The organism is Planktothrix sp. PCC 11201, assembly GCF_900009135.1.
In the GTDB taxonomy this organism is placed as follows: domain Bacteria; phylum Cyanobacteriota; class Cyanobacteriia; order Cyanobacteriales; family Microcoleaceae; genus Planktothrix.
On record NZ_LT797701.1, the window covers coordinates 72,230 to 93,284 of the forward strand.

General features: G+C 39.8%; 14 protein-coding genes. 6 read left to right on the forward strand and 8 right to left on the reverse strand.

Going from position 1 to position 21,055, the window contains the following annotated elements; genetic code table 11:
* Window positions 1-109: 109 nt before the first annotated feature.
* The gene (gene purD / locus PL11201_RS10660; protein ID WP_079678546.1) at window positions 110-1,381 is read right to left on the reverse strand and encodes a phosphoribosylamine--glycine ligase; all 1,272 of its coding nucleotides are present in this window, start codon (window positions 1,379-1,381) and stop codon (window positions 110-112) included.
* A 353-nt stretch (window positions 1,382-1,734) separates the two neighbouring features.
* Here purD and PL11201_RS10665 point away from each other — a divergent pair, with 353 nt between their 5' ends.
* Window positions 1,735-2,124, forward strand: coding sequence for a KGK domain-containing protein (locus tag PL11201_RS10665; protein WP_159451528.1), 390 nt, complete (start codon window positions 1,735-1,737; stop codon window positions 2,122-2,124).
* A gap of 188 nt (window positions 2,125-2,312) precedes the next feature.
* On the forward strand, window positions 2,313-2,765 hold the full coding sequence (locus tag PL11201_RS10670; RefSeq protein WP_079678550.1) for a KGK domain-containing protein: 453 nt from the start codon (window positions 2,313-2,315) through the stop codon (window positions 2,763-2,765).
* Window positions 2,766-2,897: 132 nt separating this feature from the next.
* Here the strand turns inward: PL11201_RS10670 and PL11201_RS10675 are convergent, their stop codons facing one another.
* From PL11201_RS10675 to PL11201_RS10690, 4 genes are all read right to left on the reverse strand, one after another.
* Window positions 2,898-11,087 (reverse strand): Calx-beta domain-containing protein, encoded by an 8,190-nt coding sequence (locus PL11201_RS10675; protein WP_079678551.1) that lies wholly within the window; start codon window positions 11,085-11,087, stop codon window positions 2,898-2,900.
* A gap of 395 nt (window positions 11,088-11,482) precedes the next feature.
* The gene (locus tag PL11201_RS10680) at window positions 11,483-11,791 is read right to left on the reverse strand and encodes a small RNA NsiR4-regulated ssr1528 family protein (protein ID WP_079678553.1); all 309 of its coding nucleotides are present in this window, start codon (window positions 11,789-11,791) and stop codon (window positions 11,483-11,485) included.
* A 161-nt stretch (window positions 11,792-11,952) separates the two neighbouring features.
* Window positions 11,953-13,668, reverse strand: a complete 1,716-nt coding sequence (locus PL11201_RS10685; RefSeq protein ID WP_079678555.1) for a hypothetical protein — start codon at window positions 13,666-13,668, stop codon at window positions 11,953-11,955.
* 115 nt (window positions 13,669-13,783) lie between these two features.
* Complete coding sequence (locus PL11201_RS10690; RefSeq protein ID WP_079678557.1) at window positions 13,784-14,551, reverse strand: pentapeptide repeat-containing protein; 768 nt, start codon at window positions 14,549-14,551, stop codon at window positions 13,784-13,786.
* A gap of 217 nt (window positions 14,552-14,768) precedes the next feature.
* Here PL11201_RS10690 and PL11201_RS10695 point away from each other — a divergent pair, with 217 nt between their 5' ends.
* Window positions 14,769-14,960, forward strand: a complete 192-nt coding sequence (locus tag PL11201_RS10695; RefSeq protein ID WP_369821837.1) for a hypothetical protein — start codon at window positions 14,769-14,771, stop codon at window positions 14,958-14,960.
* Window positions 14,961-15,027: 67 nt separating this feature from the next.
* Here the strand turns inward: PL11201_RS10695 and PL11201_RS10700 are convergent, their stop codons facing one another.
* The gene (locus PL11201_RS10700; RefSeq protein WP_079678560.1) at window positions 15,028-15,891 is read right to left on the reverse strand and encodes an amino acid ABC transporter substrate-binding protein; all 864 of its coding nucleotides are present in this window, start codon (window positions 15,889-15,891) and stop codon (window positions 15,028-15,030) included.
* A 216-nt stretch (window positions 15,892-16,107) separates the two neighbouring features.
* Here PL11201_RS10700 and PL11201_RS10705 point away from each other — a divergent pair, with 216 nt between their 5' ends.
* Both PL11201_RS10705 and PL11201_RS10710 read left to right on the forward strand, forming a co-directional pair.
* Window positions 16,108-16,296 (forward strand): hypothetical protein, encoded by a 189-nt coding sequence (locus tag PL11201_RS10705; RefSeq protein ID WP_079678561.1) that lies wholly within the window; start codon window positions 16,108-16,110, stop codon window positions 16,294-16,296.
* 57 nt (window positions 16,297-16,353) lie between these two features.
* A complete protein-coding gene (locus PL11201_RS10710; protein ID WP_079678563.1) occupies window positions 16,354-17,403 on the forward strand; it encodes a coiled-coil domain-containing protein in 1,050 nt (349 codons plus the stop codon).
* Window positions 17,404-17,463: 60 nt separating this feature from the next.
* Here PL11201_RS10710 and PL11201_RS10715 read toward each other — a convergent pair whose 3' ends face one another.
* Entirely contained in the window at window positions 17,464-17,697 is a 234-nt protein-coding gene (locus PL11201_RS10715; RefSeq protein ID WP_079678565.1) for a hypothetical protein, read from the reverse strand.
* Window positions 17,698-17,762: 65 nt separating this feature from the next.
* Here PL11201_RS10715 and PL11201_RS10720 point away from each other — a divergent pair, with 65 nt between their 5' ends.
* Window positions 17,763-18,371, forward strand: coding sequence for a 4Fe-4S single cluster domain-containing protein (locus tag PL11201_RS10720; RefSeq protein ID WP_079678566.1), 609 nt, complete (start codon window positions 17,763-17,765; stop codon window positions 18,369-18,371).
* A gap of 36 nt (window positions 18,372-18,407) precedes the next feature.
* Here the strand turns inward: PL11201_RS10720 and PL11201_RS10725 are convergent, their stop codons facing one another.
* The gene (locus tag PL11201_RS10725) at window positions 18,408-20,939 is read right to left on the reverse strand and encodes an AAA family ATPase (protein ID WP_079678568.1); all 2,532 of its coding nucleotides are present in this window, start codon (window positions 20,937-20,939) and stop codon (window positions 18,408-18,410) included.
* Window positions 20,940-21,055 lie beyond the last annotated feature (116 nt).

Sequence of the window (21,055 nt, forward strand, 5' to 3'; positions counted from 1 at the left end):
GCAGGGGAGGCAGGGGGAGCAGGGGAGGTAGAGGGGGAGCGAGGACGCTCGCATTGCAAGAGTTGTAGGATTTTGAAATCTGGAATTTAGATGCCGAATAGCCTAAGCATCAACCATCAACCGTTACGCGACAACCGATATCCCGACGATAATAGAGTCCTTCAAAATTGATACAATCAACGGCTTTGTAGGTTTGGGTGATGGCTTCTTGGAAAGTAGACCCAACGGCCGTAACCCCTAAAACTCGTCCGCCATCGGTGAGAATTTGGCCGTCTTGTAGTTTAGTTCCCGCATGAAATACGATCGCCCCCGATGCTTCTGCGTCTTCTATTCCGGTGATCACTTTGCCCTTTTGATAGGAACCCGGATAACCCCCAGAAGCTAATACCACACACACAGAAACCCCCGATTTCCAGGTTAAAGGAACCTGTTCTAGCCGCTGTTCACAACAGGCGAGTAGGACTTCTTCTAGGGGGGTTTCTAACAGGGCGAGAACCGTTTGGGTTTCGGGGTCGCCAAACCGACAGTTAAATTCCAATACCTGAATTTCTCCTTCCGGGGAAATCATCAACCCGGCATAGACCACCCCCCGATAGTCAATACCCCGTTGACGCAGGGTGGCTAAAGTGGGTTCTAAGACCGACCGTTGCACGCGAGACAGCAGTTCCGGGGGGAGAATGGGAGTGGGAGCATAGGCCCCCATCCCCCCCGTGTTGGGGCCAGTATCCCCCTCTCCGACCTGTTTATGGTCTTGGGCTGGAACTAAGGGCCGAATCGTTAACCCGTCCGTTAGGGCGAGTACGGAGACTTCCTGTCCGGTTAGGAAGTCCTCCACCACTACCCGTAGGTTATCCTGGCCAAATTCCCCGGCGAAAATAGTATCTATCGCTTCATGGGCCATTTCCACGGTGGTCGCAACGGTGACACCTTTTCCGGCGGCTAACCCATCGGCTTTGACCACGATAGGAGCGGTTTGAATATAAGCCTTAGCGCTGGCTGCATCTGTGAAGACGGCCGCCTTAGCCGTAGGAATTCCGGCGTCTTCCATGAAGGCTTTAGACCAGGCTTTACTGGCTTCAAGTTGCGCCCCGGCTTGGTTGGGGCCGAATACTTTAATATTATGTTGTTGCAAATAGTCGGTAATTCCTAGGGCGAGGGGTAATTCTGGCCCGACTACCACTAGGGAAATATCCTGATTTTGAACTAAGTTTTTGATACCTGCAAAATCTTCTACGGAAATCGGATAATTTTCACAGCCTTTGAGGGTGGCTGTCCCGCCATTTCCGGGGGTACAAAATACTTTTTCAACCCGGGGCGACTGGAGTAATGTCCAGGCGATGGCGTGTTCCCGTCCCCCATTTCCCACTACTAGAATTTTCACGGTTTTTTGTTCTCGAATTGATTAGCAGTTTTTGATTGTACAATTGTGGCGGTTGTTTTTACATCCGGTTGAGGATTGCTATATTCTAACCTAAAAAGATAACTTTAAAAATACCTACATGACTCTGTAGGGGCGAGGCGCGCCTCGCCCCTACGATGATTGAATTTCAAGCCATTTCTACAACAGATTAAAATTTGCTATCTATAATTTAGTATAATTTAAAAATTAATTTGCTTTTGAGGTTAAACCCCATGACTGATAATTTTTATCCTTTAACTTGTGATGAAGATCTTTTATTGATTGATAAAGATACTTTTACTGTTGCTCGCTTTAAATAATTCGCGATATATTCTTTGAATAAAACAATATATGCTTACAGAGACTCATCAAATCAAAGACCTATGATTTTTAATTATCTTAATAATTATGGCTATGAAATAGATCAAAAAATTGTACTACGATTAACACAAAGCTCTTGGAGTAATGTTAGTAAGTCTGTTGAATGTAAATTACTAAGTTTAACTTCTGGCAAAGGTTGGATCAGTGGTAAATTAATTATAAAAAGCACTGTTAATCTTTTTCCTGAAGACTATAAAAACTTTACTTATGATCCAAAATCTCCATCTTACCCCAAATCGGAAATTGACATGGAATTACAATTCTGTCCAGACGAAACTGAACCATTAGAAACATCTGATTATTCCTTAGATGAATTGAGAAAACAATTACAAATTCATAAATAATACAGCATTTTCTGGTTCCCCAGTTCCACCAGGGAATGTATTTTTGAGGCTCTGCCTCTATTTGATAGCAGGCGGAGCCTGCCCTAAGACATTGCTAGGTAGAACCTAGCAACGAGAATCAACCATTTTTTGGGTTACAATTATTTTATAATTGCTATATCAGATCAAATTTCGAGGATAATATCAACATGAACAATACATTTTATAAGCTGAGTGATGATTGTATGTTAATGTATGAAAAGAATATATTTATTGTAGAAAAAATTAAAGAACATTTACTTAAAGGTTTAAATCAGAAAATGCTATTTTCCTATAGTGAAGGTCAACGAACTTTTGGACGTTGCTTATTTCACGATCTAAATTCAGAATATAATATTGAAAATAAAGTTCCTTTAAAAATTAATCAAAGTAGCTGGAATACAATTAGTGAACAAATTGATTGTCAACTCTTAAAATTAGGTGCTGCATCTTGGAAAAGTGGGAAATTGAGATTTAAAGCGATCGCCAATTATAATAACTTATCAGAACCTCAACTTACCATTGAAATTGAACTAGAATTCTGTCCTGATGAACCCGAATTATTAGAAACCTCCGATTCTTCCTTAGATGAATTGAGAAAACAATTACAAATTCATAAATAATAAAGTTCGTTGTTACGATGCGTCGTCCCTGCTCATGCGCTAAAGCGCAACAACGAGCTACGCCATCGTAGTCTAAAAAAAAGAGGTATCACACTTACTTTATCGACATTCCTTATGATAATTTTTAAGGTTTTAAATAAAATCACTACTATCTAAATCCGTAGCTGTAATATTCTGGATAATTGCTAAATATTGACCATTAGATTTAAGTTGAACTAGAGTATAATTAATAAAAATCCCGGTTCCTTGGATAATATTTAATTGTTCAAAGGTTAAATTGGGAGATAATTCAATAATATCTTGAGTCAGGGTAAAATCCTTAATAATATCAACCTGATTTAGATCATCACTGGCTGTTTCCTGATTAATCACAAACACATCATTCCCCGAAAATCCAGTTAAAATATCAGTTCCCACCCCCCCATCTAAACGATCATTTCCGAAACCTCCAAAAAGTTGATCGTTACCTTCTTCTCCATATAAACGGTCATCTCCTAACCCCCCAAACAGAATATCATCTCCAATTCCTCCAAAGATAAAATCATTTTCTCTCCCTCCTAATAAAACATCATTTCCTTCATCTCCCAATAAAAGATCGACATTATTTTGACCTAAAATGACATCATTTCCCCCTTTTCCGGACAAATCATCGTTCCCGTCTCGTCCATAAATCACATCATCAAATACTGAACCCGTCACCCGGTCATCCTTGTTACCCACACCAATTGCATCGGGTTCGATTAAGTTAATAATCTCGCCCACATTATCATTATCATGAATTACGATTTCATTCACCGCCGATAATCCTTGATAACGACTATCGGTACTAATCGTTTGATGGGTGATAATGCTTGTATGTTGACGTTCATCTAGGGTATTATCAATAGCATTAACCGTAACGGTTTGGGGAATATTCCAATTTTCTGGAGTAAAAAATAAGACGGTTTGATTAACATTTAACTGTGGGTCGGTGGAAAGATTGACTTCCACATTCGCAATGGGTTCACTGGTTAAAACAACTTTATAATTTGCAGAACCAAATCCTTCCCAGAGTTCGGTTGTTCTTAGGGGTTGAAGAATATTAATTCCGGCTGTTCCTGGCGGTAAAGGAGCATCATTTTCGGTAATATTAACAGTTAGTAATGTGCTACTCACACCATCAATTAAAATCGGAACCTGATTTTGATAGTTAGTATCGGAACTATTAACCGTATGAACTAAGGTACTGGTATGAATTGTATCTTCAATATCTTGATCATCCACCGCTTTCACCGTCACCGTTTGGGGTTTATTCCAGTTTTCTGAGGTAAAAGTGAGTTTTTTGGGTTCATCTTCTCCGTTACCTAAGTCGGTTTGACTATCGGGGGTAATCGTCACGGTGACATCGGCGGTGGGTTTACTATTGAGAACGACGCTATAGGTGTCGGTGAGTCCATCTTCACTAACATCGGTGCGATTATCAGTTTGGGTAATCTTGACCGAGGCGGTGTCATTGTCGGTAATCCGCGTTACCACATCAGGCAGTGTTACCTTAGCATACTGAGGGTCAGTGGTGGTGATGCGGTGGCGAATCGGGGTAGTAAACTCAGACTCAGTAATATTATCATCAACGGCGGTGACGGTAACGGTTTGAGGTGTATTCCAGTTATTAACATCAAAGGTAATCGCTGAAATGGGTTGAAGTGGGTCGCCTGTTTCAAAATCAATTGTTACAGGGGCGGTGGGTTTTGCGGTTAAACTGATTTGATAGGTGTTGCTATTTCCTCCTTCGGTTACTCCCAGGGTTGGGGAACTAATTAAAATAGTAGGAGGGGGGTCATTATCAGTAATTTCCACCGCCACGGAACTAATATTAATTCCATTATAATTTTTATCGGAACTAATAGCGGTGTGGGTAATACTCGCAGTCCGATTATTTTGAAATTCTGTATCATCAATCGCTTCTACCGTGACTGTTTGAGGTTGATTCCAATTATCAGGATTAAAAGTAATTTCTGTAATTGGTTTTAGGGGGTCTCCCGAGTTAAATTGAATGGTAACGGGAGCGGTGGGTTGGGTGGTTAAGAAAATATTATAAGTTTCGGTTTTTTTCCCTTCTATAATATCTAAATTATTGGGATTAATCGAGACTCCGGCGGAATCATTGTCGGTAATTTCTACCGTAACTGGATTGGTTTTTAACCCGTTATAGGTGATATCAGAACTGCTAACCGTGGAGGTAATAATTGCTTGATGGAGGGATTCCAATAAATTATCATCCGTTGCGGTAACGGTGACGGTTTGGGGGATATTCCAGTTATTAGAATTAAAGGTAATATCCGGTAGAGGTTGGAGTTGAGTATTGCTCTTAAAGGTTAGGGTGACATCTGCGGTCGGTACGGTGGTTAATAGGATTTGAAATATTCCGGTTGCGCCGCCTTCTGTCGCCGTAATTAATAAGGGAGAAATAGAAATTCCGGCGGAATCATTATCGGTAATATTAACCGTAACATCGGGAATCAATACATTAGAATATTGTACATCATTGGTTTGGAGGGTATGACGAATTAAACTCTGATGATTTCCTTCAACTAAGTTATCATCCGTTGCAGTTATTGTCACGGTTTGGGGAGTATTCCAATTGTTTTGATCAAAAGTGAGGGGGGTAATAGGATTAATTTGATTATCCAGATTAAAATTAATGGTAACAGGTTCCGTGGGAATACTATTGAGAACTAGGGTATAATTTCCGGTGACTCCTGCTTCAGTGGCTGAAATTTGGGTGGGATTAATTGTAATTCCAGTTTGGTCGTTATCAATGATTTCTAAATTGGCGGTCGTTTGGGTTCCAAGCAGGGTTCCCGTGTTGGGGTTTACTAAGGTTAATGTTAAGTTTTCTGGGTTTTCGGCTACGTTATCATCATTAATCGGAATAGTCAGGGTTTTTGAGGTTTCGTTGGCGGCGAAATTAACAACAATGGGAGTCGCAATAAAGTCCTCTCCCGCAATTGCTGTTCCAGTATTGAGTTGTACTTCAACGGAGGAGAATTGAGATAGATTTCCGGTACGATTTAAGGTAATTTGATTTCCAATAATTGTCCCATTTTCATTGGTTTGATATTGTGATTGGGAAAAGTTAACGGTTGCGGGAGAGTTATCATCATTTTGTAGAGTTAAGGTGGTGGTTGATGGGTTTCCAGCTGTTCCTCCAGCACTAAAACTAGAGAGTTGCAATTCAATAGTTTCATCGAGTTCTAAGGTAGTATCTCCTAGGATTTCAACGGGTAAAATAGCTTGGGTTTGACCCGCAGCAAAGTTAACGGTTAAACTATTAATTAAATAATCATCTCCCTGGGTAGCAGTCCCTCCGATAATACTCAAAGTAACAGTTTCTGGGAGATTAATATTTCCAGTTCGATTCAGGGTAATAACTTGAGAACTATTAGAACTATTCCCTTCAGGTATGGTATAATTAGCTGCACTAAAATTATAGGTTAATGGGATATCATTATCAACGATAGTTAGGTTAGCTGCGGTTGTAGTTCCTAATATTAATCCCGAAGAAGGATTTAAGATTTTAATATTGGCTATTTCATCCCCCTCAACTTCCTTATCATCATTAATCTTTAAAGTCACAGTGCCAATATTAGTGTCTTGATTAATGACTATTTGAGGATTAGATAGGATATAATCGTTGGGAGTAATTCCGGTTCCCGTAATATTAATATCCAGGGTTTGATTTTGCGTCACCCCGGCGGCGACGGTTGCGGTTAGGGTGACAATGGTTGCTTCTGATTCAGTTGCGGTTACGGTATCAATGGAGAGGTTAATTATCGGGATATCGTTATCACTATTAGTGACGGTGATATCGTCGGGATTAAGATTATTATATTTGGGGTCAAGACTAATAACTGGGTCGGTAATAATGCTGTAGGGAATATTACCGTCCACAATATTATCATCGACTCCGGTAATGATCACGGTTTGGGGAAGATTCCAGTTGGTGGAATTGAAGGTAATTTTAGAAGTTGATAGGCTTCCTTCCTTGGGGTTACTGCTGTTAAGAGTTAGGGTAACGTCGGCGGTGGGTTGGGATTTTAAGCTGAGATTAAAGTTAGCTGTCCCTCCAACTTCGGTGGTGCTTAAACCACTGGTAGGGTTAATGGTAATTCCGGGGATATCGTTATCTGTATTAGTGACGGTGATATCGTCGGGATTAAGATTATTATATTTGGGGTCAAGACTAATAACCGGGTCGGTAATAATGGTATAGGGAATATTACCGTCCACAATATTATCATCGACTCCGGTAATGACAACGGTTTGGGGAAGATTCCAGTTGGTGGAATTGAAGGTAATTTTAGAAGTTGATAGGCTTCCTTCCTTGGGGTTACTGCTGTTAAGAGTTAGGGTAACGTCGGTGGTGGGTTGGGATTTTAAGCTGAGATTAAAGTTAGCTGTCCCTCCAACTTCGGTGGTGCTTAAACCACTGGTGGGGTTAATGGTAATTCCGGGGATATCGTTATCAGTATTAGTGACGGTGATATCGTCGGGATTAAGATTATTATATTTGGGGTCAAGACTAATAACTGGGTCGGTAATAATGCTGTAGGGAATATTACCGTCCACAATATTATCATCGACTCCGGTAATGATCACGGTTTGGGGAAGATTCCAGTTGGTGGAATTGAAGGTAATTTTAGAAGTTGATAGGCTTCCTTCCTTGGGGTTACTGCTGTTAAGAGTTAGGGTAACGTCGGCGGTGGGTTGGGATTTTAAGCTGAGATTAAAGTTAGCTGTCCCTCCAACTTCGGTGGTGCTTAAACCACTGGTGGGGTTAATGGTAATTCCGGGGATATCGTTATCTGTGATATTCACAGTAACCGTTGAGGCGACAATTCCATCTACCGTAAAGGGGACTAATATACCATTATAATTGGGGTCAGAACTTAAAGCAGAATGAGCCAGAATACTATTATGAATTCCCTCCGCAATAAAATCATCAACAGCCGTGACAGTAACAGTTTGAGGAGTTAAAGCTGTAGCATCCGCCGTAAAGTTTAAGTTGAGGGGAACACCCGCCCCCGCACCTAAATTAACTTCCGCATTTGAAGGAGTAATAGTAATCGTAACTGGCGCGGTCGGAATCGAATTTAGGACAATATTATAGGTATCGGATAGTCCTCCTTCCGTAATATCGGAACTACTTCCAGTTTGAGTAATACCCACACCACTAATATCATCATTGGCTAGGGTTAGGGTTGTATTTCCCTGGGTTCCAACGACTCCTAAACCACTAAATCCAGTTATCTGTAAATTCAGGGTTTCATCGGGTTCAAATCCAATATCCCCTAAAATTTCAATTGGGACAAAAGCATTGGTTTGATTGGCTGCAAAACTAACAGTAAACGGCCCTGTGGTATAATCAGTTCCTGGAGTTGCTGTTCCCGAAATAGCTGTAACAGTGACATTTTCTGCGACGGTAATATCCCCTGTTCTGATAATTTCTACCGTAGGAGGAATAGCCCTAATATTCCCTTCAGGTGTGGTATAATTAATACTACCAAAATTATAGGTGGGAGGGGGTACAATTAATGTAGCTTCCGGTGCAAAGGTAGATCGTCCAAAGGCAGTATCAACTGCTTGTACCGTCCAATAATAAGTGCCGTAGGGTAAATTATTTAATGTCCAGTTCAGATTATGATTAACATTACCCATTTGGGGTAAAGAAGGCATAGCCGAAACAATTTCAGACCCCCCAGGTGTTGTTCCAACCTGCAAATTATAGGTTAAACCCGTTACAGGGGTTTCAATATCCGTTGCCGGGTTCCAGCTAAAGTTAACCGTATTAGCTGTGATAATTGGGATATTTAAGCTGCTAGGAGGAGTGGGGAGGGTATTCGGAATTAAGGTATTATTTTGATAAATGTCTGCGAAAGGAGTACCAATATTATTACCCGTTAATAAAATATCTAACTTTCTATCATTATTAGCATCTCCCCAATGGGCTGAACCTTGACTAACACCCACTAATCCAGCAGCAATTTTAGTAAAAACATTAGCACCTTCATTTCGATAAACAATCGATTGGTCGGAACCTGTTACAACTAGATCGAGGTTGCCATTATTATCATAATCTCCCCAAGCCACCGAACTATCACCTAAACCAATTAATGAGGCGGCTGGGGAGAAAACTCCATTCGTGTTGGTATAAACTTGTGTAACTAAATTGGTAAGGCTATCAATTCCCGTTAGAGCAATGTCTAGGTCACCATCATTATCATAATCTCCCCAAGCTGCATCCCCATGATAAACACCGGGTAGGGCTGCATTAATATCTGTAAAAATTCCCCCATCGTTGCGATAAACTTTACTATAAGGGGCTAATAGATCCTCCCCTGTGATTAAGATATCTAAATCCCTATCATTATCATAATCCCCCCAAGCCACGGAACCATTTTGTAAACCAATTAGTAGGATTCCGCTATCAACAAAAGTGTTAGCTCCATCATTCCGATAAAGTTTAGTTGTGGGTATATTAGTTAAATAATCATTACCATTAATTAAAAGATCAATATCTCCATCATTATCATAATCTCCCCAGGCTAAATCACTGTGATAAAAATTCAGTAATCCAGCCCCAATATTATTAAAAATTCCCCCATCATTGCGATAGATTTGGGCTGTTCCAATGGTCAATTGATCATACCCGGCTAGGGCAATATCGAGGTTGCCATCATTGTTATAATCTCCCCAAGCTATCCCACCACTGGAAACCTCGGGGAGTGTGGCGACGGCGGTGAAGCTTCCCGGACTATTTTGATAGACCTTTGTGGGAGCATTAAACCCGGCAACCAAGGCGTCTAAAGCACCATCTTTGTTATAATCTCCCCAAACCCCGTCGCTACTTGTAGTTCCTGTTAGTCCAGCATTAGTGGGTTCAAAAGGAATAATACCCAACTTAGAAATGAAGATGTCCACACCCCCATTACTGGTAAGGTTAACTGTGCCTGCACTGGAGTCAAAGTCGGCAACACCATTGAACCAACCTGTAGTGTAAACATTGCCTAAATTATCTACAGTGATACTACGCGGAGAATCATCAGCAGTTCCCCCCTGTTGTCTCGCCCAAACAAAATTACCATTGGAGTCCAATTTGGAGATAAAGATATCTCCCTGTCCGGCAGAAGTTAGGTTGAATACACCGACACCGGGGTCAAAGTCCGCAGTTCCCGGAAACCGACCAGTATTGTAGACATTCCCTAAACTATCTAGGGCTATATCGAATGGCACATCATCACCAATTCCCCCCTGTTGTTTTGCCCAAACAAAATTGCCACTGGAGTCCAGTTTGGAGATAAAAATGTCATTACTTCCAGCAAAAGAAGTGAAGCCAGTCACACCTGCACCGGGGTCAAAGTCCCCAGTCCCTTGAAAAATACCTACAGTGTAAACATTATCTAAGCTATCTAGGACAAGACCAGTTGAACTATCATTATTAGTCCCGCCCAGTGTTTTAACCCAAATAAAATTACCATTGGAGTCCAGTTTGGAGACAAAAACATCTGGATTTCCCAGAGAATTAGTATTAGAATTACCTAGACCCGGATCGAAATCTACACCAATGCCAGTAAACGAACCTGTTGTGTAGATATTTCCCAGGCTATCTAGGACTATACGAGTTGATAAATCATTATCAATTCCCCCCTGTTGTCTCGCCCAAACAAAATTACCATTGGAGTCCAATTTGGAGATAAAGATATCTCCCAGTCCGGCAGAAGTTAGATTAAATACACCGACACCGGGGTCAAAGTCCGCAGTCCCTTCAAAATTACCTGTAGTGTAGACATTGCCTAAACTGTCTACAGTTATGTCATACACAAAATCACCCAGAGTCCCCCCCAGTTGTTTTGCCCAAACAAAATTGCCATTGGAGTCCAATTTGGAAATAAAGCTGTCTTCCTGCCCCCCGGGAGTCGCAGCCAGGTTAAATACGCCAGCACCAGGATCAAAATCTATCGTCCCTAAAAAGCGACCTGTGGTGTAGATATAGCCTAAGTTATCAACTCTAATACTACTAAGCCCATTGGTATCATCAGTATCACCAATCAGTGGTTTCGCCCAAACAAAATTGCCATTGCTATCGAATTTGGTAATGAATTTCTCATTAGCCCTAGCAGCAGTCAGATTAAAAATTCCTGCACTTGGGTCAAAGTCTACAGTCCCATTGAAAAAACCAATCGTGTAGACATTCCCCGCGCTGTCCACGGTGATGTCATAGCCAACGTCATCACCACTGCCCCCTAAATTCTTTGCCCAAATATAACTATTATTCTCTGGCATTTGTTTTACCTCTGAGTTGGCGATCGCAATTAATCATTAATAAAAGTAATTGTAGTAAGATTGATTTTGATGTTTTGAAGGGTTTTAAAACACAAAAAATCAAGATTATACTTATTCAATTCTGCCGCACGTCTTTTTAATATACCCAAAAAAGACCCCTTACTAAATAGGAATAATCACTTACAGAGTAGGCAATGGGTGTATGGTATTCTCTATTCTCTGCTATGTAGAAGTCGCCCTTGGTGCTTAGAAAATGGATTCGGTGCTTAAGCGCCAAGCTCGGACTACGCTCAAGCACCGAATGACAAGCGTATATATTGTCATGTCCGTTGCCATAAGGAATCGGACATTAATAAACCCAACCCGCTAAAGAAGTGTAAAGATGACTCAATTTCTTAGGATTTACTGCCATAATAGAATAGGATTTCTTTCTCTTTTAAGCCTTGAAATCCCGCATCAATTAATAATTGATTCAGTTCGGTTTCGGGAATATGTTTAGCACCAATCCGAACAATTCGAGACCGCATGGTATTACTCACACCACTGCGTTGACGTCCGGCTTCTAAACCCATAACTTGATGGTAAAGGTCTAACTTAACCGGAGGAATGGGTGTGCCATCAAAGTCAATTCCTTTCGCGATCGCCACATCAATTGCATCCGCGCCCGTTGTTGATTCCGTTGATATATTAGCTTCTGAAGTCATGGGAAATCATCCAATTTAATCTTTAAACCATTCCATTCTACCGTGATTCTAAGTTCCTTGTTACCTATTACCCATTCCCCATCACGGATTTAAAAAGATTACGCAGATTGACACAGATTAAAATCCGTGAAATCCGTGAAATCCTCTTAAATCCGTGATCCCTATTCCCTCCTATACATTTGAGTTTCCAAATCCTTAATAATCCGTTGTTTATCCGGTTGTCCTTTCAAGAGTTTCAGTAGTCCTAACCCTTGATGAATCGGTTTATTACTAACGGGTTCAGCAAAGCCGCTCACCCCGTCTATTTCACCCATAATTGTCCGATAAAATGCCGCGCCGAATAGATGGTCTATCGGTTTTTCTCCCTCTCCAAAGGAACCCACCGCCATCCAATTATTGCCGATCGCAGTGGAGGGATTTCTGGTTTCTGAAACCGTCGGAATTCCTAATTGAATTTTATCAGAAATTGACTTTTGTGCTACTTCTGCGATCGCCACCCGAGCGGTCATTTCCATTAAAGGAATCGCTCCTTTAATAATTACATTTCCCGATAATAAACCCAAGCCGCCCCGAGAAACGGAATTATAGGATTTTTCCGCTAATCGATCTATTTTAACCTCGGCAATATCAATCCGTTGAATATCCGTTGCAGGATAATCTTGATGCTTTTCTAAGATAGATTGCATCGTTGTTTGAATGGTTTTAAAGGCTTCTAAATAGTCATCATCATCAAACTCATGATCAAAGGCTAAATCCGGTTGACGGATGAGTTGATAAATCACTTTTCCTAGGGCTGGAATCTCTGCATTGATTATCCATTCATCTAAACTAATTAAAGTTAAAGCATCAAGAATACTTTTCCCTTCTCGCAGTTGAATATAGGTTTTTGCATAGCGTTTTTTATCGGATTCGGATAATTCGGATTGATTATAAATAGTATTAATAATCAGAATATCTAAGGTTAAAACCCTGGCGGTAATACTGCCACGCAAATAGTATTTTTTTAAGTTAGATTTTAAGGAGGAATTGAGAATAATCGTATCAATTTTTGTTAACGCATCTAAATCGGGAACCGCTTCCCCTGAACGGACATATTGATAGGTTCCTTTTAACTGATTTTTTTCTTCTAACCCTAAATCCGATGTTTCTAAGGCTTTTTCCAAGCAATGTTCTAAGATCAAACAACGGGAATGATGGCTGGCAATAATATAACGTTGACCGATATCAGAATACAGTTTAGAGGTTAGCACCAAATAATCTAATAAATCTAAGGCGGTAAAATCTTGAGTTGCTTGTCCATTATTTAGACGATTATAGGCTTCTAAACATCTAATCTTAGTTTGTTCATAGAGAGAGAATTGATTAATTAAACGATTGATTTGTCGATCCAGATTCAATTCTGAGTTATAAAAACTATGCAAGACTAAAAAGGCATCATTTCCCCGAATTCCACAGCCTTTGAGTCGTAAATTTGCTCCTTCTGTGCGGTGGGGCGGAATTCTAACGGTATAGGTTTTACCGTTTTTTAAGGTAACGGTTTGATTTCCCCCTTGATCGGCTGTTTGATAGGCAATAAAAATATGATACAGTTCATCTAAACTGCAATCGGTTCCTTGGGGATTGGATAAAGGTTCTTCTAATTCTGAACCCAAATAATCCATCCAATCTTGACCTTTTTTCCAAGTGGATTCTACGGAATGGGTTGCCGTATCCCGAATCGTTTTTCCGGCTTCGGTGGCTTTATGGGTAATGGCTTCTCCCGCATGGGATACTCCATGTTTAGCGGCTTTGGTGGCTTTTTCCGTTAAAGACTGACTGGCTTTGGCTGCTTTTCGACTGATCGAATTCCATAAGGATTTATTTTTGTGATCGCCCATTGATTCATTCCCCCCTGAACTCCCCTAAAGCCATAATAGAATAGTTACCATCAAGTTATTTTAGCTCAGATCAACCCCTATTTTTAAATTGGTTTTTCTCCTGGGATTTTCTGGATTAAAACAGCAACTTTAATAATATCGGAGCCGCCGATTCTAACATTCCGACAAATCCACCGCGAGGTTTATTTTCTTGAGGATTTAATCGATATTCCAAGGTTTCAACTAACTGAAGGGAAATTTTTTCGCCCTCTGGGGAATTTAAAGTTTTATACAGTTGTTCGGCTTGTTTTGCATCAGCCATAGCCGCTGTTAAATTCCCTAAATCTGCCAGTGCCATACTGCGAGCAAAATAGGCGGCAGCTAACTTTTCGTCTAATCTCAAGGCTTGATTATAAAAATCAATCGCATTAACATAATGACCCGCTTTGGCTTCACTCACTCCTAGACGGTAAAAGTCCTCCGCATCGCCCACACTCGCCGGAAGTCCGATAACACCTACTAACTGAGCATTATTAATACTTTTGGCATCTAAAATCGCATTAGTGAGGTAGGAACTTCTTAAATCCGTGCCGTTGAGGTTCGCCCCCGCCAGGTTCGCCCCGGTTAAGTTAGCCCCGAATAAACTCGCCCCAGCTAGGTTAGCCCCCCGTAGGTCTGCTCCCGTCAGGTTAGCTCGGCTGAGGTTCGCTCCCACCAGATTAGCACCATTGAGGTTAGCACCGACCAAATTTGCCAACACCAAACCTGCACCACTGAGGTCGCAATTTTGACATTGTTTGGTTGATAAAAGTTGTTGAGTCTGTTGTAAATTTTCGGCTTGGGCTGGAGTTAGGGGACTAAGCACTGCTAACAAAGCAACACCAGCGATAATTTTTTGTTTCATAGGACAGACTAATCAAAAGCTCGTTATGGCTATGATAAAATATTATTAGGGTAATTGCTACCGTTCCCAAGCGGACTTTCGGTTTTATCTTGATCAAAATCACGATTAAAAAGTGACTTTAATCACACTAATTTCGCGGTTTATATCACTGGTAAAATCGGCGATTCAATCAATAATATAGGATGAACCCATCAGGTTGTAGGTGCTGCCCATGTTAATGACTGAACCCTCTGTTAGTGTCGAAAGATTGGTCAATCAAATTTTTTCCTCTCGAAAAATCACCCGCAACGACCAACGATTACTGATGTCATTACTACTCTCCAAAGACGCATTGAGTTCAGAAGAACATTCCTATATTGATCAAGTTTTTGAACGCCTAAGACGGGGGCTAATTCATGTCGTTGATTAAGCATCAGAAATTACTCTTAAACCCAGAACTAAAACCACAGGAACTAACAGCCTGTGGTTTCGTTTTTTTAAGATTTTGTGCTAGTTTGAAACCGTTGATAAGGAAAACGCCCGGTTTTGGGATCAAACCATTTATTCCAGAGTTGGGTATTTTCTTCACTGGTAATCGTTTGATTGACTAAATTTCCCCATTGAGAACTATTTTTAGGTAAAATACAACCGTAATTTTCAAAGGTTAGGGGTTGTGATGGGACTAAACGAAAGGCTTTAAAGTCTAGTCCTTGTCGCCACAATTCGCCCAATAATAGAATTCCATCACTGGCGATTAAATCAATTTCTCCAGCTTTTAAGCGACGAATTCCATCGGTGCGACTTCCAATAACTTGCCATTTCGCTTCAGGATAAATGGGACGAAATTCATCGTCGGTTGTTGTTCCCAATAAGAATCCCACGGTAATATTACTTTCCCTAATTGTTTGCAATTTGGTTTCAGAAGTGCGGGTCGGGTTTAAACGTTCTGCATCCGCTTCTCTTGCCAAAAGTTGAATCCCAGTGGTAAAATAGGGAGTGGAAAAATCAACATTTTGTTCTCGTTCTGGGGTGATGCTGGTGGCTTCACAAACAATATCTAATTTACCTGTTTCTACCTGATTAAATCTGTTTTTTAAGTCAACGGTTTTTAATTCTAATTTAATCGGTTTATTCAGTTGTTTTTCTAGGCGCTGTTGAATGAGTTTAATTAAATCAACGGAATACCCTTGTAAGGTGTTGTTTTTGTCTGTATAACCAAAGGGAACCGCATCCGTCCTCACCCCGGCCGTAAGTACCCCTGTCCGGCTGACTTTTTCTAATACGGTTTCCGCCCAAACCGAGAGGGGAAAACTAACGGTGAAAAGAAGACTCAAAAGAGAAACAGCAAGTTTTTTGTCCATTGGTGTTAGATTCTTAACCAGATTAAAACGTCCTGTCATCCTATAACATTAATTGGGAACTCAAGGCAAGGGGAAAAGATATATTTACTTGAAACCAGTTATGGGATTTTGGTGATTAACAACATTTAAGTTCACCGAATTTTGGGATTTTATACTCTTTTTTATTAGTTAATAGTATAATAAAAAGGAAAGAAACATCAACATCCCCTTCCTGATATGATTGAGTTACCCTATTGTTCACCTGATGCTAAATATCGAATCGGAATGAAAGTAGATCGATCTCAAATTGCTTATTTAGTTCTCGAAGAACTCAGGAGCGGAAATCGATTAGAATATCCCTTGGGAAATGTTGTTTCTGAGATGTTCCCTGGTCATGTTTTAATTGATGGAATAATTTCTGAATAGAAACCCGGTTTCTATAAAAATTTTTCTCCCTAAGATTAATCATAACAATAAAAAATCATGCGGCAAAATCCAGAAATTCTGAATCTGATTAAACAAATTCAAAACTGTCAAAGTTTAGTGGAATTTGAAACGATTTGTTTACCCTTTGAGTTAATAGATGCTATCACTCAAACCTGTGCATCAACTTTTACCCCTGAAGTATTAAAACATTTATCAGAAACGGAACCGGAAACTTTAGAATCTTGGGCGATCGCTCTTTCTAAAACCCTGGGAACTCAATTCAAACTGCTCAACTCTTGGCAACCTCTACTAGATTCTTTTCCAATTTCTGCGAACCTGAAGCAAAGAATTAGCGATCGCAATCAATCTTTAAAAACCCTAATTACTGAAAAATCAGAACTATTAAAATCATCTAGTTTAATTCTATCACAAGAGCAACAAATTTGTCAAGAAAATCAGGAATTAAAAACCTTAAAATCTAAGATTCAACAGTTAACTACCCTAGAAGCAGAACTACAAACCACTAACTTAGAACAACTCAGGAAAACTATTGCAGAAAAAGCCACCCAACTAGAACCCCAACAACAAATTCTCACCGATTTGTGCCAACAAAAAGCTGAATTAGACGAACAAATTACCGCCTTACAACAGCAACAAACCTTATTAAAAGAGGAAATCAACTATTGGCAATCTCGACAAAACCATTTAGAACAAAATACCCGCAATTCCGTATCAGAATTAATCAGCTTAACCCAACTTCAACGTCAACGATTATCAGAAGCGCTCGCCGAAGAATTAGCTAATTTAGAAACCCAGAAACAACAACTCATTCAACAACAAGAAACCTATACCCAAGTGCAACAACAAATCCAACAAACTCAAACCGATTTTGAAACTTATCAAACGATAAACCAGGAATTAATCACAATTTTAAATAGTCATTATCAAACCAATGCGGTATTAGGAAAACTCTTACCTGTGAATTGTCAAAAAATCGATCATCTGCTCAAAACTGTACAGGAAACTTTAGTAGAAATTGACCAAGAATTATCAACATCTCGACAAAAACAAGAACAGATACAACAAAAAATCCGCTTTACTTTTTAATATAGCACTAGGGAACAGGGAACAGTAAGCGGTAAAGAAATTTCAGGATTTAGAAATGTCCTAACTATAATGCGTAGTGCTATAGGACTCAATAGAATCATCTGCATTGAGTTTAATTACACCGATCAAACTTTGAGTCCAAGGATCAAGAGCGGTGATAAATTCAACGCTTGGAGTCGGAGAAATAGATAACAGGGTTTCTTGTTGAATTGAGGTTAAAACAGACTGGACTAACTGCCAGCGATCGCTAATTGGTAATTGCAATGCTTGGTTTTGTAATTCTTGCAGTGTCATCAGCACTCTCTCCATAGTTATAATAGTTCATAATCAAAAGTTTTTGACTGCTCCCTATTCCTAAAATGACCTTACTTAATATTGCTGAAATTTGCCCTGCAACCCGTACCCTTGGCCCTGGTCAACGGTCTGTAATTTGGGTGCAGGGATGTTGTTTTAACTGTCGCGGTTGTGTGTCTCCTGAGTGGATACCCCAGACACAAGCCACAGAAATTCATCCGAAACAATTAGCTAATTATATATTATCAATTCCGGGTACAGAAGGGTTAACGGTTTCCGGCGGTGAACCCATGTTACAAGCCGTCGCATTGAGTGAATTATTTCATAATTTGCGTCAACAACGGGATATTTCTATTATTTGTTTTACTGGGTTTACTTTAACACAACTCCAAGCCCAAAACAACCCCGCTATTGATGAGATTTTAACCTTAATTGATGTTTTAATTGATGGACAATATCTTCCTGAATTTAATGATAATCAAGGTTGGCGAGGTTCATCAAATCAAGTCGTACATTTTTTAACCCCTCGTCATTTACCCGAAGCAAGTTTATTTACACAGCGTCAGCGAGATGTTGAAATTCATCTGCGCCCCAATGACGCCTTAATGGTTGGTGTTCCCCCTGTTAATTTTTCTAATCAGTTTAAAACCGCCATTGATACCGCCACAAAGTAGGGTTTGTAAGCTCCGCGTACGCACCATTATCCCTTGTTAATTGGGAATATCTTCTAATCTAAAAGTTCTCATTCCTTCCCCGGATAAATGCTCTCTAACAATCCTACTTTTGAGACGTTGTACCATTTTTTCATAAAGGTTTCTTACCTCTCGACCATTGCCAAAATTTCGCCCTCGATTTTCATACATATCTCTAAATATTATTAACAATCTTGCTGATACTTCTGGGGTAACTATCCACCCCCCTTGCTGACCCATTCCTAAACAAATTTGATGCAATTCTTCTCCGGTATAATCGGGAAATTCAATAATATTACCAATTCGAGATTTAATCCCTGAATTTGCATTCATAAACCCTTGCATTTCTAGGGTATATCCTGCTAAAATAACAATTAGGCGATCGCGTTCATTTTCCATCATGGGTACTAACGTATCAATCGCTTCTTTTCCAAAATCTTGACCCGCATCACTCCGACTTAACGCATAAGCTTCATCAATAAATAATACCCCATCTAGGGCAGATTCAATAACTTCTTTCGTTTTTAAGGTCGTTTGTCCTATATATCCGGCGACTAAATTACTGCGATTTGCTTCAATAAAATGCCCTTTTTCTAATAGTCCCAACGCCTTAAAAATTTGCCCAATTAATCGCGCTACCGTTGTTTTTCCCGTCCCTGGATTTCCTGTAAATAATAGATGGCGAGTTTGCTGACCTTCATGAATAGAAATTCCCGCTTCTCTTAATTGTTGATTGGCTAATTGTTCATTAACAATTTCTTTGATATTCTGTTTCACAGAATCTAATCCGGTTAATCGATCTAATTGTTGTAATAACTCCTGTAAAACCTGCTCATTTTTTCGAGATTCTTGGCGATATTCTGGGGGTAAATCTTGAAGTTGAAAAGGTTCTTGTAACGGTTCTAAATTCTGCTGAATTACACGCTGAGAACGCAATTGATCCATTTTGTCAAATAAATTTTCCACCACCCCCGCATTGCCAAAATTCTGATCCCTTCGTCTATATAAATCCGTAAATAAACTAACTAAAGCTAATTCTAATTCCGGTGTCATCGAACACTGTAACCGTGATAACCGTTGTTGAAAAATAGCCAACAATTCCGAGGGAGTATAATCTTCAAAAATAATCGTAGTTGGTAAGCGACGTTTTAACCCTGGATTACTTTCTAAAAATTCATTAATATTATCAGGATATCCCGCAATAATTACCGCCAGTCGATGACGTTCATCTTCCATTCTTTTTAGCAAAGTATCAATCGCTTCCTGACCAAAATCATTATTTCCCCCTTGACTTAAGGTATAAGCTTCATCAATAAATAATACCCCATCTAAGGCTTGATCAATCACTTCATTGGTCTCAATTGGGGTTTGTCCTATATATCCAGCGACTAAATCCTGTTTAGCAACTTCTCGAACATGACCCCGTTTTAATAATCCTAAATCTCGATATATTTCCCCAATTAATCCCGCTACGGTGGTTTTCCCTGTACCCGGATTTCCGGTAAAGATTAAATGGAGACGGGGTGGGTCGGTTTGTTGTCCTTGTTTTTGACGTTGTTGTTGTACAATTAGCTGGGGTATTTGTTGACTAATTAAGGTTTTGACACTCGATAAACCAATCATTTGATTTAACCTTTCTAAAGCGGGTTGGGTGCTAATATCCGCAACAAACCAACGCTTTGCTTTTGCTTGAGTGAGGGAAATTTCAGGAACAATTTTAAACCGATGATACCAAGTCTTTAGAGATTGGTTTTCCGCCGATATCCATTGGGAGAGTTGATTAAGATTTTTCCAAACTAGGGTTTTTTGTTCCTGTAACCGAAAATACTGTTGTAAGTTATTAATTTCTTGAATATCGGGAGAGGAGAGGCGAACTAAATTTAGGGATTGAGTTGTAGAATTATCTCGGTTTCTGATATAATTAGACAGGAGAGTGAAACCAATGCGATCGCAATATTCTTGCAATTTGGCAATAGTTTCATGGTGAGAAATAAAAATACACAGGTTACAATTCTGCGGAGGTAAACGTAACCAATTAACAAACCGCCCAAATAGTTCGCGGTGATTAGCAAATTGTCCTAAATCTTCCGTATTAGTAAAAATAATTACGGATTTTTGGTTAATATCCTGCATGACAGTTTCAAAAATAGGCAGAATATTAACATCTTGTAATCGAGTTGGAGCATTGCTGGTTGTTGGTTGGGGTGCGACTGTTGGTGCGGGAGTTTGTCGCCCTAATAATCCCCGTTTTCTTCCTAATGAACCGGAAAATCTAAGTTCTTGACAAGGGGCAGAATTATTGTTAGATTGAGTTTGGGGAAGACAGCGATCGCGGGATACTTTATCTAAGAAATACAGTTTTTCCACTCCTGAATAAAACAGGATTCTTTGATAACCTTGGGATTGTAAATAACGATGTAAAACCTGTTCGATATCTTGTAATAATAAATCTGGAGTGCAGAAAGTATCGCTAGTATTAGTTCCGTAGAAGATAAAAAAGCGATCGCCTGAATCTAAATTTAACCATGAGGTAATTCGTTCAACAGTCATATTATTAGGGATGAATATATTAATAAACCCGTAGGGGCGGGTTCCGTACAAATTTATGTTTCCCACCAATAACTATCATAAACCCGCCCAAACCCACCATGAATTTTCAATTGCTG

Bases quoted from the DNA above. Each gene is read 5' to 3' on its own strand.
- PL11201_RS10670 (WP_079678550.1), top strand. From the start codon at position 2,313: ATGAACAATACATTTTATAAGCTGAGTGATGATTGTATGTTAATGTAT.
- PL11201_RS10675 (WP_079678551.1), bottom strand. From the start codon at position 11,087: ATGCCAGAGAATAATAGTTATATTTGGGCAAAGAATTTAGGGGGCAGT.
- PL11201_RS10680 (WP_079678553.1), bottom strand. From the start codon at position 11,791: ATGACTTCAGAAGCTAATATATCAACGGAATCAACAACGGGCGCGGAT.
- PL11201_RS10685 (WP_079678555.1), bottom strand. From the start codon at position 13,668: ATGGGCGATCACAAAAATAAATCCTTATGGAATTCGATCAGTCGAAAA.
- PL11201_RS10690 (WP_079678557.1), bottom strand. From the start codon at position 14,551: ATGAAACAAAAAATTATCGCTGGTGTTGCTTTGTTAGCAGTGCTTAGT.
- PL11201_RS10695 (WP_369821837.1), top strand. From the start codon at position 14,769: ATGACTGAACCCTCTGTTAGTGTCGAAAGATTGGTCAATCAAATTTTT.
- PL11201_RS10700 (WP_079678560.1), bottom strand. From the start codon at position 15,891: ATGGACAAAAAACTTGCTGTTTCTCTTTTGAGTCTTCTTTTCACCGTT.
- PL11201_RS10705 (WP_079678561.1), top strand. From the start codon at position 16,108: ATGATTGAGTTACCCTATTGTTCACCTGATGCTAAATATCGAATCGGA.
- PL11201_RS10710 (WP_079678563.1), top strand. From the start codon at position 16,354: ATGCGGCAAAATCCAGAAATTCTGAATCTGATTAAACAAATTCAAAAC.
- PL11201_RS10715 (WP_079678565.1), bottom strand. From the start codon at position 17,697: ATGACACTGCAAGAATTACAAAACCAAGCATTGCAATTACCAATTAGC.
- PL11201_RS10720 (WP_079678566.1), top strand. From the start codon at position 17,763: ATGACCTTACTTAATATTGCTGAAATTTGCCCTGCAACCCGTACCCTT.
- PL11201_RS10725 (WP_079678568.1), bottom strand. From the start codon at position 20,939: ATGACTGTTGAACGAATTACCTCATGGTTAAATTTAGATTCAGGCGAT.